The sequence below is a fragment of the Paenisporosarcina sp. HGH0030 genome (genome assembly GCF_000411295.1).
Classification (GTDB): Bacteria; Bacillota; Bacilli; order Bacillales_A; family Planococcaceae; genus Paenisporosarcina.
The window spans coordinates 2009970-2025937 of sequence record NZ_KE150421.1 but is presented as its reverse complement, the minus strand read 5'-3'; the positions used below and the strand labels follow the sequence as shown (position 1 = coordinate 2025937).

The following is a 15968-nucleotide window of genomic DNA, read 5'->3' as shown; positions in this document are numbered from 1 at the left end:
TCACCATCTCTTTTAAATTGTACAATAATCCCACTGTAAATCATTCAATTACCTATTTGAGTACATACTTTGTGACATAGAGAGTAGAATTCTTCCAAAGTATCAAGTGTATTTCATGAACATTTAATAATTGTTAATAACCGTACCCTGGATATCCATATCCCGGGTAATAAGGATAATAAGGATAATACGGATAATACGGATAAAACGGATAAAACGGATAAAACGGAAACCTTGGGAATATTCGGGGTCTTGGGAAACTTGGGAAACGTTGTCGCGAACGTGATCTTTCATCAAATCTTCCGAATGGCATAACCATTTAACTACACTCCTCATTATAAAATCTTTCTAATTTATGCAAGTTTGAAATGAATGTTTAGGTAATGGAACTCTCAAATTTGATTGTTCAAGTAATTCATTGACTTTTAATATGGAATTAATTGTCTCATCCATATGAGACAATTGTGTGTATGATGATTTTTATGGATTTTGTGATATTAATTTGATCATAGACAAAAAGCCAAACATATTCGGAAGTTTTCCGTTTAGGTTTGGCTTTTTGTTGTATCTTATCGACTTGTTTCTCTATTTGGGACTTTAATTATGCGATAAACAATTTAACTTCAATACCGGATGGATCTATCGCACTTACATAATCACTTTGTACTGAAACGGTTGCACCAATTTCTTTTAATTGTGCAATAACTTTTTGTCTTGATTCTTCACTTGGATAAACGATTGAAAAACTTTTCATTCCAAGTGTTTGTTCCGTGCGTTTAATCGAACTAGGGTGTCCCCATGTATTAAGAGCAATATGATGATGGTAGCCGTTTGAAGATATGAACAATGCTTGTGTTCCATAACGATTCACGACATCGAATCCTAATCCTTTTACATAAAACGTTTCTGCTTCATCGAGATCTGCGACACGGAGGTGAACGTGACCCATAAGGGTTCCTTCAGGCATGCCATTGAATGGTGTCTGCTCTGCACTTGCCACAAGACTCTGAATATCAAGTGGATCGATGGTCATTTCAACCATGTCACGTTGCCATTTCCACACATCTGGGCTACGGTCGTAATAGAGCTCAATGCCGTTTCCATCTATATCATTCAAGTAAAGCGCTTCGCTCACCATGTGATCGGACGCTCCGCTAAACGGATAACCGGTGCTGCGAATATGATTGAAAACGATTCCTAGGTCTTTCTTGGAAGGCAGTAGCAAGGCCATATGGTACAGTCCTACAGCGTTTGCGGGGTGGTTGCTGACTTCTATAGGTTGTTCAATTGTTAAGATAGCATCTTGTCCGTTAGTGGTAAAACTGACAATTGATTTTGTTTGATCCAAAATACGAAGTCCCAATATGTTTTCATAAAAAATGATAGAGCGAGATAAGTCCGCTACTTGTAAATGGACATGCTTGGTATAAGTGGTTGGATGTTGATGGAATGTCATATTCATTCTCCTTTTTGGTTACATTTAAAAAGTTGGTTACTTTATGTAAGTTAGTTTAAGGGAGTTAGCGGCATATGTCAACACTTACATATTTTCGAATAAACTTTCCTTCAGTAGTCAAGACTTAAATCAAATAGAAATGCCTCCAATATTAAGGGAAGTGATCGGATGAAAATATGGAAACGTGCACGGCAAGTGGTTGTAGAGAGCAAAAACAAGTTATCATCTCAACCTCAATCACAATCACAATCACAATCACAATCACCAACACCGACACAACCTGAATTGAAACCTGTTTCCCTAGCATCTATTAAAGACGAGCTCAAAGATATTGATGATGCAGTTTTCAAAGATTATCAAACAAAAGAAGGTCTTGTTACAGTTGTCTATTTGAGCACGCTGATTGATCCGTTGATTTTACATAAAGCCATCATCCTGCCGCTAGTTAATGATCAGGGAGAAGTCTTGAAGTCTTTTGATGCAATGGAAGGTTGGAATAAGCAAAAGATACTTATGTCCATTGTCAATGGCAATACGGTTATCTATCATCATGACAAACTACAATATTTAAAAGCTCAAACATTCAGTCCTCCAGTACGAGCCATTTCCAGCTCGGAAATGGAGTCCAGCGTAATTGGACCACAAGATGCATTTACAGAATCCTTGAACACAAACTTATCTTTAATAAAAAGAAGAATTCAGCAAACGGGATTGAAAAGTAAAGAATATACAATCGGGACGGAAACGAATACAAAAATATCGGTTATGTATATTGAACATCTTGTGAATGATGAAAACCTTCAGCGAATTCAGGACCGCATCGAAAAGCTGGATTACACGGGTTTTCTGGATATCACCATGCTTAAACAATTGGTAGAAGACAATCCCTTTTCCCCATTTCCCCAATATGGTGCAACGTCCAGACCGGATGTTGCTGTCGGCTCACTACTTGATGGGCGAATTGTTATTGCAATGGAAAATAGTCAAACTGTAATGGTTTGTCCTTCATCATTTATCGAAATGTTCAATTCATCTGAAGACTTTTATAACCGGTGGACCACAGCTACTCTTTTGCGTATATTACGATTCACAGGATTCTTTATTACCATTATGCTTACACCTATGTATATCTCGGCTCTTTCCTATCATCCAGGCATTCTTCCATTTGAACTATTAATCATGATCCAGGAATCTAGAAGCAGAGTGCCATTTCCTCCTGTGATTGAAGTGTTGTTCATTGAATTGGTAATTGAGATTCTGAGAGAAGCCGGATCGCGGATGCCTACAAAAATTGGTCAAACAATTGGTATTGTAGGCGGTATCGTTATAGGGACGGCAGCAGTTGAAGCAGGACTTGTCAGTAATACACTCATTGTGCTTGTAGCGGTTTCCGCTTTATTGTCATTCCTGATGCCAAATTTCCTCATGAGCAATGCCAGTCGATTTGTTCGATACATTTTCATTTTGGCAGCAGGATTATTTGGTTTGCTTGGTCAAATGCTGGCTCTTGCCTGGTTATTCAACCACTTACTGAATTTAACATCACTCGGCACACCATATATGACGCCAGTGATACCGCGCTCATGGTCTGACCTGAGAGACAGCATTGTTCGTTTTCCATTGGCGTTTCTCCAAAAGAGAACAGGCATGTCTAGAGCTAAGAAAGTGAATAAGCCTACAAAATAGAAGGGTGATTGAATGTGGATGTAACTAAAAAGAAGGTGTTGAATGGGTACCACGTAGTTTTCCTAGTGCAAAATATCATGGTAGGCATGGGTTTGTTGTCCCTGAATAACTCTTTGAGTCCCGTTGGCTATGGTCAATGGTGGTTGCCTGTTCTTTTTGGACTAGTTGCAAATGCAACACTCATCCCCATAATTTGGTTGGCCTTGCAGTACAAAGATGATGACTTGTTTGACATTCATGAAAAATTGTTCGGAAAATGGATTGGGAAGACATTAAATAGTTTGTTGATTTTGTATGCCACTGTGCTTTTTGCTGCGGTCATTCAAAATTACCTGGATCTCATCCAAAGCACTGCTTTGCCCGGGCGGTTGATGACAGGACATTTGATTTTGTTCATCTTGTTGACAGTGTTCATCATTAAAGGGGGCATCAAGTCACTTGCCAGGTTTTGTATACTGACGTTCTTTTTAACGGGATGGATGATCTATTTTTTGCGATGGGGCATTGCAGAGGGAGAAATCCGTCATCTATTGCCTCTTTTTAATTTCACGGCATCGGAATTCTGGGATGCAACCAAAAAAGGCTACAACACATTGGTAGGGTATGAATTGATCATGTTTTATTTTCCTTATATACGTAAACCAGAAAAAGCTTTCAAACATGCTTCCATTGGCATTTGGCTGACGACCTCTTTTTATTTGGCGGTCACCATTGTAGGCGTTATGTATTTTTCGGAATGGCAGCTTGAACATGTGCTCTTTCCTGTACTTAAACTGTTCCAGGCTGTGGACTTAGCGTTTGTCGAGCGAATCGATACGTTTGGTATTACCATTTGGGTATTTTTAATCTTAACGACGGCTGGCGCTTATTTATGGACAGCAAAGAAAGGGATGGACTCTGTCCGCAATAAAAACAGTCAATATCATATTTATGTCATGGCTGTGATGACGTATATCATAATCAATCTCCCGATTTCACAGCTGATGAGGAAAGCATTATATGAAAAAATATTCTATGTGAGTTACGGCCTGATATTATGGCCCATCCTGTTATGCCTGTTGCATTTGGTCAGAAGGAAGAAGAAAGAGGCGAAGAAATGAAAAATTACCTGATGCTATTTGTGGTTTCTCTCCTTCTCTTGCTGAGTGGCTGTTCTACTGAGCAAGGTTCTCAACCCTCCCTGGAGAGATTGGGGATGATCAGTGTCATAGCTTTCGATTATATTGATGAGGATAAAATGAAAATAACCGTTATCATGCCCCAGCCTGCCACAGAAGCCATGAAGCATACACAAGCAATTACAGTAGAAACAGACATGCTCCATAAAGGGCTGGTTGAAATCGCATCCAAAGCAGATAAAGCCGTTACTTTGGAACAACTTCGTGTCGCCTTATTCAGTGAAGAATTTGCTGAAAAAGGTCAAATGAAAGAAATGGTAGAGTTTTTATATAAGGATACGGAAGTGCGATCGAACACTTTTGTGGCTGTAGTTAAAGATTCGGCCGAAGAATTATTGAGGAAAGATTATCCCGATAAACAGAATACAAGTGTCTATCTCAACAATTTATTCCAACCAAGACAATATACGTACTTTAGTCCGTTCACAACGATTCATGACTTTGTCTATGACGAAACGAATCCACTGCTGGATTCAATTGCCCCTTACGTCGAATATAAAGAAGGCATCATCCATATTAAAGGAATTGCTGTATTTGCTGATGGAGAGATGGTAACCATGTTTACACAACAAGAAGGGAAGGCCATACAAATACTGCGTGGACAGAAGAAGCTCTCTGTACTTACCACCACTCTCGATAATGATGAAAAAGAGAAAGTTGCTTTGGAATTTATTAAATCGAAAGCTAAAATTAAGACCAATCAAAACTTTAATTCACCGAAGGTCTTTATTACCATGGAATTTGAAGGGAATTTAAGTGAATACGAAGGCGGGAAAAATCTGGCGAACGATCATGAATTGGCAAATCTCGAAAAAGAGGTAAGTAAAAGTATTGAGAAAGATGTGCGAATTCTGTTGGAAAAATGTCGGCAATTATCGATTGAGCCTACTGGGTTGTTTGAGACTATGCGTATGCGTTATAAGGGAGATTGGCCCAGTGATTTGACCCAACAATTAATGGCCAAAGCTGAATTTGAAATTAAAGCCGAAACAACAATTCTGAGTGCTGGTGCATTGAAATAAATGAAGCCATTAAAGCTGAAACCTGCGAACTGCAGGTTTTTTCTTTACTCTTTTTATTTAAAATTATATACTAGAATAGTAAAATATTTACCTAGGTAAATAATCAGAAAAGAGATGACGATGAAGAATTTAGTGTTTCACGAAATGCATCAGAAAGCACGATTGTCAAATAAGGAAGTAAACGAAGCGTTAAAAGATTTTGGATTATATAGCGCACAGTGGTCCATTCTGTTTTGCCTGAAGCGATTCGGTATCATGACACAGACCGAAATTTGGCAGTATTTAAATGTCGAAGCTCCAACTGTAACGAGAACTTTGGTGAAGTTGGAACAACGGAACTTCATCATCCGTAAGGAAGGCAAAGACAAAAGGGAGAGAATTGTCGAGTTGACAGAAGAAGCGATGTATTTGATTCCAAAAATTGAAGGGAAAATTGCGGAAGTTGAAGGTAGATTGTTGCAGTCATTGTCAGACAATGAAGTAAATGAACTGACCCGACTGTTAAAGAAATTAGGTAAGGATTATGAATAAGCAATCAAATAAATCATCCATTTGGACAAAAAGTTTCATCAACATTGCCGTCAGTAATTTTTTCATATTTGTGGTGTTTTATGCATTGTTAACGTTAATGCCCATGTATGCTCTCGGTCTGCCAGGAGGAACCGTTTCCCAAGCGGGGCTTGTCACGACCATCTTCCTGTTGTCTGTCATTCTCGTCCGGCCTTTTTCTGGACTGATTCTCGAGAAGTTCGGTAGAAAACGCATGTTGGGATTAAGTATGCTTGCATTTGCAGTTTCTACCTTTTCCTATATATTGACGGAAGACATCAGTTTACTACTTATTTTACGATTTATACATGGCGTTTCATTCAGCATAGCCACAACAGTGACGTTGTCGATTGCAGCGGATATTGTTCCTCCTGAGCGAAGAGGAGAAGGACTGGGCTACTTTGGCATGTCGATGAACTTGGCAGTGGTCGTTGGCCCGTTTATTGCCTTGACCCTTCAACCGCTTATTTCGTATCATTCCATATTTTTGATATTTGGTGTGATTATGATTATTGGTTGGCTTTGTGGGGTTTTTGTTAAAGATACAGTTCAAGAAGTTCAGCCTAGTGCTAAGCGTAAACTGAGTTGGACTGATCTATTTGAACGCAAGGCACTTGCAATTTCGTCTGTAGGGATATTCGTTTCGTTTGCATATGCGAGTATCATGTCATTCATCTCGTTATATGCACAGTCAATCGGGTTAATTGAAACAGCCAGTTACTTCTTTCTAGTCTTTGCAGCAGCAATGCTCATTTCACGACCTATCACAGGAAGACTGTTTGATACAATGGGACCGAATATCATCATCATTCCCTCGATCCTGATTTTTGCAGCAGGCTTGTTTGTCCTCAGTTTGGCTTCGTCTGCCTGGATGTTACTACTGGCAGGCGCGTTGATCGGTTTGGGTTACGGTACGTTATTGCCGAGTTTCCAAACGCTTGCCATTCAGGCATCGCCGAACCGAAGAAGTGCTTATGCAACTGCCACATTCTTTACACTTTTTGATACAGGCATTGCAGTAGGGTCCTTTGTGCTTGGCATTGCCGTAGCGTATATGGGATATGCAAACTTGTATATGGCACTTGGTGGTTTCGTCGTACTGATTGTCTTTTACTATAAGTGGATTATGAAAGAAAAGTAATCCAACACCATTTTCGAATATCCACGAAGTTATCCACATTTTCTTTGGTTCACTCTGTTAAATAATGTTGTTGGTGGGAAACTACGAAGGACCTTTGCTCCTGCGGTTACTCGTCGCAAAGATAAGGACCAAATTACCTTTGGTCCTTATCTTTGAAACCTTCAGCGAATTATTTCGTATGTATAAGAGAAGTCTAGATTGTCGGGAGGAATACACTTGTTTAAAAAATTAGCAGCAGATGCACTTGGTTTATCTGATATTGGAATTGTCGTACCGAAAGCGGATTTTGATAAAACGGAGTCTGATGATTTTCTTATGCATGAATCGGGTGAAGAAATCTTCTTCCTGATTAAGACAAAAGCAGACGAGTATTGTTTTACAAACAAAGCGCTGATTCATGTGGATGGAGCAAATGCTATCAGCAAGAAACGCACACTCAAACGTTATGACTATGCGTACCATCCGATTACAAATGTTACCTTGGAAACAGCCGGAACAATTGATTTGGACGTGGAAATTAAATTTACCATCGGTAGCATCCCTATGACAGTGGATATCCATAAACGCTTTTTGGCGGAAATTAAAGATTTGTATAAAGTGTTGTTTGCGATTTCCATTGAAGTAAAAGAAAACGAGAAAAAGTACGCCATTGCAGAAAACAGTTTATCTTATGCATCCCAGTCGATGGGGCGTATTGGAAATGATGAAGTAACGCCTGCTCAATCGTTTGAAGAAATCACTCGTTTCTCACATGACTGGATGCAGGAAAATCGCTCCAAATACGCAAAAAAAGACTTTACAGATACATTTGAGCTGTATATCAATCAATAAATCTTTATCAATACAAACCGTCCATCTCTCGGCTGAGAAAGGGCGGTTTTTGTTTGTGTGAATAAAGGAAATCAATTAATTGTAGCGAATTGATTCTAAAAGAAAGGGCGTGGAAGTAAATATGTGTGGACGTTACAGTTTGTTTGCGGAATTTCGAATCATTGAAGAACGTTTTGGTGAAGCCACTTTTGATGAAGAAGATTATGAAGAAAGCTACAATATTGCACCCTCCCAAATGGTTCTTTCTGTGATAAATGATGGTAAGAAAAACCACTTGGGCTTTTTAAAGTGGGGGCTCGTTCCGCCATGGGCAAATGACCCGAAAATCGGTTTCAAAATGATTAATGCCAGAGCGGAAACTGTACATGAAAAACCGAGTTTTCGTGAAGCTTTCAAGAAGAGAAGATGCCTAATTGTCGCAGACTCATTTTATGAATGGAAACGTACGGAAGAACGCAAAATTCCGATACGCATTAAAATGAAAAACGATGATCTCTTTGCGATGGCAGGATTATGGGAGTCGTGGAAAGACGCGAAAGGCAACCTTGTTCACACATGCACCATTCTTACAACCGAAGCGAATGAATTAATGTCATCCTTTCATGATCGGATGCCAGTCATTCTTAAACAAGAAGATGAACAAAAGTGGTTAAATCCAAATTTGAATCATGTGGATGAGTTGAGACCGTTTTTAATTCCATTGGAAAATGGCTTGCTCGAAGCATATGAAGTGTCTGACAAAGTGAACTCTCCCAAAAATAATGCACCAGAGTTGATTGAAAAAGTAACGGGTTAAAAAGGAGATGTGGTAAAGGATGCCGATTTTACATGTTGCCAATGTAAGCAAGTCTTACGGAAAGCATCAAATCCTGTCGAACGTGAATTTTTCTGCGGATACGGGTCAAATCCTTGGCCTTATTGGTCCTTCAGGTTCTGGCAAAACAACATTAATAAAACTCATCATGGGAATGGAGGTACCATCAACTGGCACCGTAGAAGTGCTTTCAAAAAAAGTTCCGAATTTGGAACTGCTACAGAAAATTGGATACATGGCACAATCGGATGCGCTTTATCAAGATTTGACTGGCTTAGAAAATTTGTCATTTTTTGCGTCCATGTTTTTGATGAATAAGAACGAACAAAAAGACCGGATTGCTTATGTGACACACATTGTTCAACTCGAAAATGCCATTCAAAAGAAAGTTTTAACTTATTCTGGTGGCATGAAACGTCGACTCTCCCTAGCAATCGCACTTATTCAAAACCCTGAGATTTTGATACTTGATGAGCCTACAGTAGGTATTGATCCAGAGTTAAGAAAATCCATTTGGCAGGAACTTGACCGGTTGAAGAATGATGAACAAAAGACGATTGTTGTAACGACTCATGTCATGGATGAAGCAGAGAAGTGTGACGAGCTCACCATGATAAGAGAAGGGAAAGTCATTACAACAGGATCACCTCAAGCATTAAAAGAGGCTTATCAAGTCAGTAATTTGGAAGATGTCTTTTTAAAAGCGGGAGGGGTATCAGATGCGCATCAGGGCCCTCGTTAACCGAATTGTATTACAGCTAGCTCGTGATAAACGGACACTGGCTCTCCTGTTTATGGCACCATTACTAATTTTAACGCTTATGCATTTTTTGTTTACTAGCAATGATGTACCTTCCAGGCTAGGTGTAGAAGGTGTATCCAGCGAAATGATAGAGCAATGGAAGAGTAATGAGATAGAGTTGATCTCTTTTCCAAAGACAAATGATATAAAGAAAACAATCATAGATAATGAATTGGATGGGTACCTTGTTGTTAATGGGGATACAATGACATTGACAGTTGAAAATACAGATCCTTCCCGTTCGAAAATGTTGAGAGCAAAAATTCAACAAGTTTTGTTAGGCAATTTAGCTGGAACGTCAGAAATAGAAACGAAATATGTATATGGAAGTGAAAACACTTCTTTCTTTGACGTATTAAGCCCTATTTTAGTTGGGTTTTTTGTGTTTTTCTTCGTATTTTTAATTTCGGGAATAGGTCTGCTACGCGAAAGAATGACAGGAACACTCGAACGGTTATTATCTACCCCGATTCAAAGGTGGGAAATTGTCTTTGGCTATTTGATAGGGTATGGATTATTTGCCATCATACAAACGATTATCGTCGTTACGTATGCCGTAAATGTTTTGGACATGGTTTTGGTCGGTTCAATTTGGCATGTACTTGTGATAAATGGATTAATTGCGCTCGTTGCACTAAGTTTGGGGATTCTACTTTCATCATTTGCATCTTCTGAATTCCAAATGATTCAATTTATCCCTCTAGTGATTGTGCCTCAAGTGTTTTTTACGGGAATTATTCCGGTCGATGAAATGCCTGAATGGCTACAAGGTTTATCTAAAGTGATGCCGATTTCGTATGGTGCAGACGCGTTAAAGAGTATAATGTATAAAGGGTATGGTTTAAGTGACGTGAAATTGGACGTATTGGTACTTCTTGGTTTTGCAATTGTATTTATACTGCTTAATATTGTGGCTCTTAAAAAGTACCGTAAAAATTAGAGGTGAATTGCGTGAAAATAGTAGAAACAGAAAGACTCATACTTCGTCATTTAAATGAAGATGATGCGGAGTTTATAGTAGAACTCATGAATGAACCAGACTGGATAAAATATATCGGTGATAGAGGTATTCGCACGGCAGAAGGGGCGAAGGAATACATCGTGGAGGGACCGATGACCATGTATAAAGAGCATGGAATCGGTTTGTACTTAATTGAAATGAAAGAAAATGCAATACCAATCGGGATTTGTGGACTCCTTCATCGTGACTTCTTGAGAGATGTGGATCTTGGATTTGCGGTACTCTCAAAATATTGGGGTAAAGGCTATGCATACGAAGCGGCAGAAGCTACCTTAACTTATGGTGCAGAAGATTTAGGGTATCGCCGAATTGTTGGATTTACATCACTCGATAATGAAAAATCTGCGAACCTTCTACAAAAGCTGGGAATGAAAGATGAAGGCACGATAAAATACGCATCTACTTCAGAAGATGTCCGGTTATTTGCAAAAGAATATCAATAATAATGATGGCTTTAATAAACGGTATGGTTGGTTATCATTCATTTGCGCTTGCCACACTTTCCGAGTGAGCCAACAGGCGCAGATTACTTCTTTTAAATAAAATCATCCGTGAAACTTAACACAAAAAAGCTTGAAACGAGCCATCACAGCCCGTTTCAAGCTTTTTTAGTTATACTCTTGGAAACAAGATGTTTGAGAAAAAGGGATTGTGGTGTTAGAGGTAGAAGTTAGTACTGAGTGAAGTTTAAAGAAAATAGGTGAATAGAATGCAAATTCGAACTGAAACGAAAAATGACTATAAACATGTATTCAATCTGAATTACACGGCTTTTGGAAATAGAGACGATGAAGCAAAACTTGTGGAACGCATTCGTTTTTCAGATGGCTTCATTCCGGAATTATCGATAGTGGCAGATGATCAAGGTGAAATAGTTGGTCATCTACTATTAAGTAAGGCGAAAATTATCAATGAAAATGGCGAAAAAGAGGTAGTCGTCCTAGCACCTGTTGCTGTTTTGCCAGAATTTCAGAAAAAAGGCATTGGCATCAAATTGATTGAAGAAGGTTTGAAAAGAGCGAAAGACTTGGGCTATGGACTGGTCTTACTCATTGGACACCCAACCTATTATCCGAAGTTTGGTTTTCAACCGGCTAGAGCTCATGGATTGGAATTGACACAATATCAAGTGCCTGATGACGTTTTCATGGTTTGCGAACTGAAAGATAGAGAACTTGAAAACACCGTTGGAGAATTACATTATCCAAAAGCGTTTTTTGGAGCGACATCTCAAATTAATTAAGCTTAACGAGCGCAACATGATAACTCCATATGGCAATTGTTAGCCAACAGCCACCTGCAAAATAGCCAGCTAGAACATCACTTGGATAATGGACGCCTAAATAGATTCGGCTTATCCCAATCATAAGAATCATGAAAGTACTGAAAGATAACAGAAGAAATCGACCGATACGAGATGGAATATGACACCACAAAATAAACGTTAGAATTCCATATATACATATTGCATTTGTTGCATGTCCGCTTGGAAAACTGTACCCACCAATTTCAATAAGGCGATGTAAATCTGGTCGTTCTCTTTTGAAAAGTAGTTTTATTACGCGAAAAAGATAGTGGGAACCGAGCAGGACGACAATGAATAGAAGGAGTTCTGCCCGAAATTTTAAAAAGAAATAAAAGATAATGAAAATGATAAAAGCAATAATGTTAATGGAAGTTCCTGATCCAATATTTGTGAAAAAAAGCATCATATTCGTCGAGAAAGGAGTTTCGAAACTTTGAATGAAAGTGGCAATGGGGCTGTCAAATTGTTCAATTTGTTTTTGTTCGACCATGAATGCAATTAGGATAAAACCAAGCGCAGTGAAGCAACTTAACAATAAAAATAGCTTATTATTAGGCTTTTTAACCAATGTTTCAACAACTCCATGCTTGTAGTTATATATGGTAATAATTTATTTACATTACCTCCAAAATTTAGCAGAAACTTGTATACTTTAAAGTAGGGGGAATAAATATGAAAAAATTCTTATTGGCAGGCAGCTTACTAATGTTAGCTGGATGCTCGAATAGCTTAGATACATCACAATTAACTGAATCAAAAGAAAGTGAAGACGGATTCATCAAGTTTTACAGCGCACCTTCAGTGGACGTGGCCATTGATGCTTTACCCTATGAAGTCAACTTGCCCGAGAAATTGCCATTCAAAACTGTGGGATTCAAATCTTTAGGAATTACGGATATCGGTGGAAAGGGTCAAAATCCGGATGCACAATTTATGGCTTTAGATAAGAAAGATAATAACCTACTGCTTTCTACTACAACGGGTAACATAGATTATTCAGATAGCAATCCGGAAGAAATCACTTTGAATAATGGCTATCAAGCTCAATATACCTTACCCAATCAACTTGACGTAATTGTCAAAGATGTTACGTATTCATATACTTTAAATATGTCAGAGCTGAATGAGAATGAGTTGAAGGATGAGTTGTTGAAATTAGCGGAACAACTAGCTGAATAAGCAAAATAGAAAAAGCCATTCTGCGATAGAATGGCTTTACTTGTTTATTTAATTCTCACTGCCCACTTTTCGAAATAATAGATTGATAGGTTGATTCATCACAAATGACCGTAAGAACTGCATCAGATGGAATGTGTTCCTGTAAACGACGATTAATGTCCATTTTCTGACGGTCGGCAATCAATGTTGCGCCATGTACTAATAATGCATGAAATGCGTCCCCATATGTCTTCCATTCAGAGCGTGTCGGGACTTCAAACAAATCCTCGCCCACAGTGCGACTAATCAGTTGTGTCACGATATTGCCAACATTTTGATGTAAAGCAGAGCGAACGGCTAGTAGAGAAATGGTTTCCTGGGACAAAATAAACTCATCCACTTTGACATGTGAGAAGTTGGCGAGTTGTTTCTCCGTCATCACTTCAACTGTCGTATGCACATTTGAAGCTAGACGTTCACAAGTAATAGCAATCGTCAATGTCTTGGCATCTCGCAAAGACGCGACTTGGATGTTTTCATCAGCAAAAATGATGACAGACTTGGCTTTCGTGATATTCGCCTGAACAAATGGTCCTTCTTCAGATGGATCACCTTGTACATAATGGACACGATTCATGGTGACATCTGTAGGAGATGTAGGAAGAGTATCAATTATGACAATTTCCACCGAAGGATCAGATGAAAGAATTTCCTTAAGGGCCATTTCAGTTTTCTTTCCCCACCCGACAATGATGATGTGATGTTCATGTGTATAAGACAACTTACCTTCCTCCTTGCGTCTTCTGAATATGGAAAACGCATCTACTATTTTCCCGATAACAACACCGAGTAATCCAATTCCCAATAAGTACATAATGACTGTAAATAATTTACCTACTCCCGTAACTGGTGAATAATCACCGTAGCCTACAGTAGCAAAGGTGGTCATTACAAAGTAAAATGATGTTAACAATCCTTCAAACGTATCAGGTTCCAACAAGTAAATCGTCACCGTACAAAATACAATAAAGAGTAGTGCTGCAAATAATAAAGTTAAGTTCTTCATGCGGACTAGACTTAGTCCAACTTTCAAAAAAAAATGCATGTAACTATCTCCAATCGCCAGAATCTGTAAGCTTAAGTTTACACGTTTTTATTTGCATGTGCTAGATAACGAACATGATTCGGTTGATTAATGGAAAGCTGAGCAAAGGACATTGACGGAAATTTGTTTTGAAGTGGAGGGAAATGTGAAAAATGATCAACATATTAGTTGATGCAGATGGATGTCCAGTAGTAGATAGCACGATTCAAATCGCTAAACGTTATGAAATGCCTGTCACTTTATTCTGCGATACAGCACACAATATGCAACGTGAAGGTGCCAAAACAGTGATGGTATCAAAAGGCATGGATGCTGTGGATTTTGTGCTTGTCAATCGCGTTAAACCTGGAGATATTGTTATTACACAGGATTACGGTTTGGCTGCAATGGTATTAGCCAAACGAGGATTAGTGATGGATCAAAATGGTCGCGAGTATACGAATGAAAATATAGATCAACTATTGGATAGTCGTCATATTGCCAAGAAAATTCGCCAGGCAGGTGGTCGAATGAAAGGGCCAAAAAAGAGAAGGAAAGAAGATAATGAGAGTTTTGAACGTAGGTTTAATGAATTAATTCTTCAGCAATTAAATAGAAATTAATTTTTCGCAACTCATAGATTAACGAGTATTACGCATACTGAACAAGATTTCTTCTTTTCATTCTTAAAAAAAGAGGTGAAAGGCAATGAGTAAAAAACAACCACTGGATTCAAAATCAGCGGAATTACATCATAACTGGACAAGGCCAAAGAGGACCAAATCACAAGTCAACGGTAACACAGAAGAATCACAATCGACTGAGAGATTAAAAACCAGCGCCAAAATTTACCGAAACGGATAAGTTGAATAAGAAGAAATTGGGACCCGGAAATTTTTCGGGTCTTTTTTGTTTGGAGAAGAGTTTTTGGAATGCAGTTGGCTCAGTCCGTCTTTTTAAGAATGAAGTCTGAAAAATAGTTTGTGACGTGTGAATAAAATGACACCACGTCTGAAATTACATAATCGACGTCTGAAAACGATATGGGACGCTATTTAGTGAGAACACATTTCCTCTTATCTTCATATTATTTGGATGAAGAGGTGGTGGAAAATGAGGGATATAAAAAATCCAATAGAAACGGAACAACAAGAATGGCGAAAGCAGCAAAGACAGAATCGACTGAAGACGTGGCTAACCATTTTTTCTCCAGTATGTCTCTTGCTCATCTGGCAATTTCTATCTCAAACCGGACTGATTGATGCGAGGTTTTTCCCTCCGCCAACTGCAATTGTTACCACGTTTTTCGAATTGCTCACGACTGGTGAATTGTTTCATCACATTAACATATCACTATTCCGAATAGGGTTTGGTTTCTTACTAGGTGTTATTCCTGGAATTATCATCGGTTTGTGTATGGGGTTATATGCGCCAATCCGCCATTTTATTTCTCCAATTATTATGGCATTGATGCCTATTCCCACACTTGCATTATTACCGATTATTTTAATCATTTTTGGTATTGGTGAAGTATCGAAAGTTGTTACCATTGCGGGTAGTGTCTTCTTTCCAGTTGTGATCAATACCGTAGCTGGTGTTATTTCGATAGACTCCATTTATTTGGATGTGGCGAAGAATTATGGAGCAAGCAGTAAGGATTTCTTTTTGAAAATCGCTTTACCTGGTTCGCTTCCCGTCATGCTGGAAGGCATTCAAATGGGGCAGGCAATTGCGTTGCTTACCATTGTTGCAGCAGAAATGATGGGCGCAACTTCAGGAATTGGTTATTTGATTTGGACGTCCTACAGTGCGTTTTTATTAAAAGAGATGTTTGTCGGATTAATCCTGATTTCGTTCTTTGGATATATCTTTTCATTGTTATTACGTGGCTTACAACGAAAATTAGTTCCGTGGAGGTGA

19 protein-coding genes are annotated in these 15968 nt (G+C 38.7%); 15 read left to right on the top strand and 4 right to left on the bottom strand.

Annotated features, from left to right (window positions below; all coding sequences use genetic code 11):
* Positions 1–123: 123 nt before the first annotated feature.
* Together HMPREF1210_RS17680 and HMPREF1210_RS09730 are read right to left on the bottom strand one after the other, a co-directional pair.
* Positions 124–336, bottom strand: coding sequence for a hypothetical protein (locus HMPREF1210_RS17680; RefSeq protein ID WP_147640303.1), 213 nt, complete (start codon positions 334–336; stop codon positions 124–126).
* A 265-nt stretch (positions 337–601) separates the two neighbouring features.
* On the bottom strand, positions 602–1456 hold the full coding sequence (locus tag HMPREF1210_RS09730) for a VOC family protein (protein WP_016428496.1): 855 nt from the start codon (positions 1454–1456) through the stop codon (positions 602–604).
* Between the two features lie 168 nt (positions 1457–1624).
* Between HMPREF1210_RS09730 and HMPREF1210_RS09725 the strand changes: the two genes are divergently transcribed.
* From HMPREF1210_RS09725 to HMPREF1210_RS09675, 11 genes are all read left to right on the top strand, one after another.
* Complete coding sequence (locus HMPREF1210_RS09725; protein ID WP_016428495.1) at positions 1625–3142, top strand: spore germination protein; 1518 nt, start codon at positions 1625–1627, stop codon at positions 3140–3142.
* Positions 3143–3156: 14 nt separating this feature from the next.
* Positions 3157–4242, top strand: coding sequence for a GerAB/ArcD/ProY family transporter (locus HMPREF1210_RS09720; RefSeq protein WP_016428494.1), 1086 nt, complete (start codon positions 3157–3159; stop codon positions 4240–4242).
* Positions 4239–5342 (top strand): Ger(x)C family spore germination protein, encoded by a 1104-nt coding sequence (locus tag HMPREF1210_RS09715; protein WP_016428493.1) that lies wholly within the window; start codon positions 4239–4241, stop codon positions 5340–5342. The genes HMPREF1210_RS09720 and HMPREF1210_RS09715 overlap by 4 nt, the downstream gene beginning before the upstream one ends.
* 120 nt (positions 5343–5462) lie before the next feature.
* Positions 5463–5873: a MarR family winged helix-turn-helix transcriptional regulator gene (locus HMPREF1210_RS09710; protein WP_016428492.1), complete on the top strand. Its 411-nt coding sequence runs from the start codon at positions 5463–5465 to the stop codon at positions 5871–5873.
* Positions 5866–7032: an MFS transporter gene (locus HMPREF1210_RS09705; RefSeq protein ID WP_016428491.1), complete on the top strand. Its 1167-nt coding sequence runs from the start codon at positions 5866–5868 to the stop codon at positions 7030–7032. The genes HMPREF1210_RS09710 and HMPREF1210_RS09705 overlap by 8 nt, the downstream gene beginning before the upstream one ends.
* Before the next feature lie 216 nt (positions 7033–7248).
* Entirely contained in the window at positions 7249–7863 is a 615-nt protein-coding gene (locus tag HMPREF1210_RS09700; RefSeq protein WP_016428490.1) for a PH domain-containing protein, read from the top strand.
* A 121-nt stretch (positions 7864–7984) separates the two neighbouring features.
* A complete protein-coding gene (locus tag HMPREF1210_RS09695; RefSeq protein WP_016428489.1) occupies positions 7985–8659 on the top strand; it encodes an SOS response-associated peptidase in 675 nt (224 codons plus the stop codon).
* A gap of 19 nt (positions 8660–8678) precedes the next feature.
* Entirely contained in the window at positions 8679–9419 is a 741-nt protein-coding gene (locus tag HMPREF1210_RS09690; protein WP_016428488.1) for an ABC transporter ATP-binding protein, read from the top strand.
* The gene (locus HMPREF1210_RS09685) at positions 9397–10419 is read left to right on the top strand and encodes an ABC transporter permease (RefSeq protein ID WP_016428487.1); all 1023 of its coding nucleotides are present in this window, start codon (positions 9397–9399) and stop codon (positions 10417–10419) included. Before HMPREF1210_RS09690 ends, HMPREF1210_RS09685 begins: the two co-directional genes overlap by 23 nt.
* Before the next feature lie 11 nt (positions 10420–10430).
* Positions 10431–10943 carry a GNAT family N-acetyltransferase gene (locus HMPREF1210_RS09680; RefSeq protein ID WP_016428486.1) on the top strand — a complete coding sequence of 171 codons (513 nt, stop codon included), beginning with the start codon at positions 10431–10433 and terminating at the stop codon, positions 10941–10943.
* Positions 10944–11209: 266 nt separating this feature from the next.
* Complete coding sequence (locus tag HMPREF1210_RS09675; RefSeq protein ID WP_016428485.1) at positions 11210–11743, top strand: GNAT family N-acetyltransferase; 534 nt, start codon at positions 11210–11212, stop codon at positions 11741–11743.
* Here the strand turns inward: HMPREF1210_RS09675 and HMPREF1210_RS09670 are convergent.
* Positions 11736–12374: a phosphatase PAP2 family protein gene (locus HMPREF1210_RS09670; RefSeq protein WP_016428484.1), complete on the bottom strand. Its 639-nt coding sequence runs from the start codon at positions 12372–12374 to the stop codon at positions 11736–11738. The genes HMPREF1210_RS09675 and HMPREF1210_RS09670 overlap by 8 nt on opposite strands.
* A 104-nt stretch (positions 12375–12478) precedes the next feature.
* On the opposite strand from HMPREF1210_RS09670, the gene HMPREF1210_RS09665 reads away from it, so the two are divergent.
* Positions 12479–12985, top strand: a complete 507-nt coding sequence (locus tag HMPREF1210_RS09665) for a hypothetical protein (RefSeq protein WP_016428483.1) — start codon at positions 12479–12481, stop codon at positions 12983–12985.
* A 55-nt stretch (positions 12986–13040) separates the two neighbouring features.
* Here the strand turns inward: HMPREF1210_RS09665 and HMPREF1210_RS09660 are convergent, their stop codons facing one another.
* On the bottom strand, positions 13041–14069 hold the full coding sequence (locus HMPREF1210_RS09660; RefSeq protein ID WP_016428482.1) for a potassium channel family protein: 1029 nt from the start codon (positions 14067–14069) through the stop codon (positions 13041–13043).
* A gap of 152 nt (positions 14070–14221) precedes the next feature.
* Between HMPREF1210_RS09660 and HMPREF1210_RS09655 the strand changes: the two genes are divergently transcribed.
* The 3 genes from HMPREF1210_RS09655 to HMPREF1210_RS09650 all read left to right on the top strand — a co-directional run bounded on the left by HMPREF1210_RS09655 (position 14222) and on the right by HMPREF1210_RS09650 (position 15968).
* Positions 14222–14671: a YaiI/YqxD family protein gene (locus HMPREF1210_RS09655; protein ID WP_016428481.1), complete on the top strand. Its 450-nt coding sequence runs from the start codon at positions 14222–14224 to the stop codon at positions 14669–14671.
* Between the two features lie 85 nt (positions 14672–14756).
* Entirely contained in the window at positions 14757–14912 is a 156-nt protein-coding gene (locus HMPREF1210_RS17675) for a YpzG family protein (RefSeq protein WP_016428480.1), read from the top strand.
* A gap of 249 nt (positions 14913–15161) precedes the next feature.
* The gene (locus HMPREF1210_RS09650) at positions 15162–15968 is read left to right on the top strand and encodes an ABC transporter permease (RefSeq protein ID WP_016428479.1); all 807 of its coding nucleotides are present in this window, start codon (positions 15162–15164) and stop codon (positions 15966–15968) included.

Bases quoted from the DNA above. Each gene is read 5' to 3' on its own strand.
- HMPREF1210_RS09705 (WP_016428491.1), top strand. From the start codon at position 5,866: ATGAATAAGCAATCAAATAAATCATCCATTTGGACAAAAAGTTTCATC.
- HMPREF1210_RS09730 (WP_016428496.1), bottom strand. From the start codon at position 1,456: ATGACATTCCATCAACATCCAACCACTTATACCAAGCATGTCCATTTA.
- HMPREF1210_RS09685 (WP_016428487.1), top strand. From the start codon at position 9,397: ATGCGCATCAGGGCCCTCGTTAACCGAATTGTATTACAGCTAGCTCGT.
- HMPREF1210_RS09660 (WP_016428482.1), bottom strand. From the start codon at position 14,069: ATGCATTTTTTTTTGAAAGTTGGACTAAGTCTAGTCCGCATGAAGAAC.
- HMPREF1210_RS09665 (WP_016428483.1), top strand. From the start codon at position 12,479: ATGAAAAAATTCTTATTGGCAGGCAGCTTACTAATGTTAGCTGGATGC.
- HMPREF1210_RS09655 (WP_016428481.1), top strand. From the start codon at position 14,222: ATGATCAACATATTAGTTGATGCAGATGGATGTCCAGTAGTAGATAGC.
- HMPREF1210_RS09725 (WP_016428495.1), top strand. From the start codon at position 1,625: ATGAAAATATGGAAACGTGCACGGCAAGTGGTTGTAGAGAGCAAAAAC.
- HMPREF1210_RS17675 (WP_016428480.1), top strand. From the start codon at position 14,757: ATGAGTAAAAAACAACCACTGGATTCAAAATCAGCGGAATTACATCAT.
- HMPREF1210_RS09710 (WP_016428492.1), top strand. From the start codon at position 5,463: ATGAAGAATTTAGTGTTTCACGAAATGCATCAGAAAGCACGATTGTCA.
- HMPREF1210_RS17680 (WP_147640303.1), bottom strand. From the start codon at position 336: ATGAGGAGTGTAGTTAAATGGTTATGCCATTCGGAAGATTTGATGAAA.
- HMPREF1210_RS09715 (WP_016428493.1), top strand. From the start codon at position 4,239: ATGAAAAATTACCTGATGCTATTTGTGGTTTCTCTCCTTCTCTTGCTG.
- HMPREF1210_RS09690 (WP_016428488.1), top strand. From the start codon at position 8,679: ATGCCGATTTTACATGTTGCCAATGTAAGCAAGTCTTACGGAAAGCAT.
- HMPREF1210_RS09695 (WP_016428489.1), top strand. From the start codon at position 7,985: ATGTGTGGACGTTACAGTTTGTTTGCGGAATTTCGAATCATTGAAGAA.
- HMPREF1210_RS09675 (WP_016428485.1), top strand. From the start codon at position 11,210: ATGCAAATTCGAACTGAAACGAAAAATGACTATAAACATGTATTCAAT.
- HMPREF1210_RS09650 (WP_016428479.1), top strand. From the start codon at position 15,162: ATGAGGGATATAAAAAATCCAATAGAAACGGAACAACAAGAATGGCGA.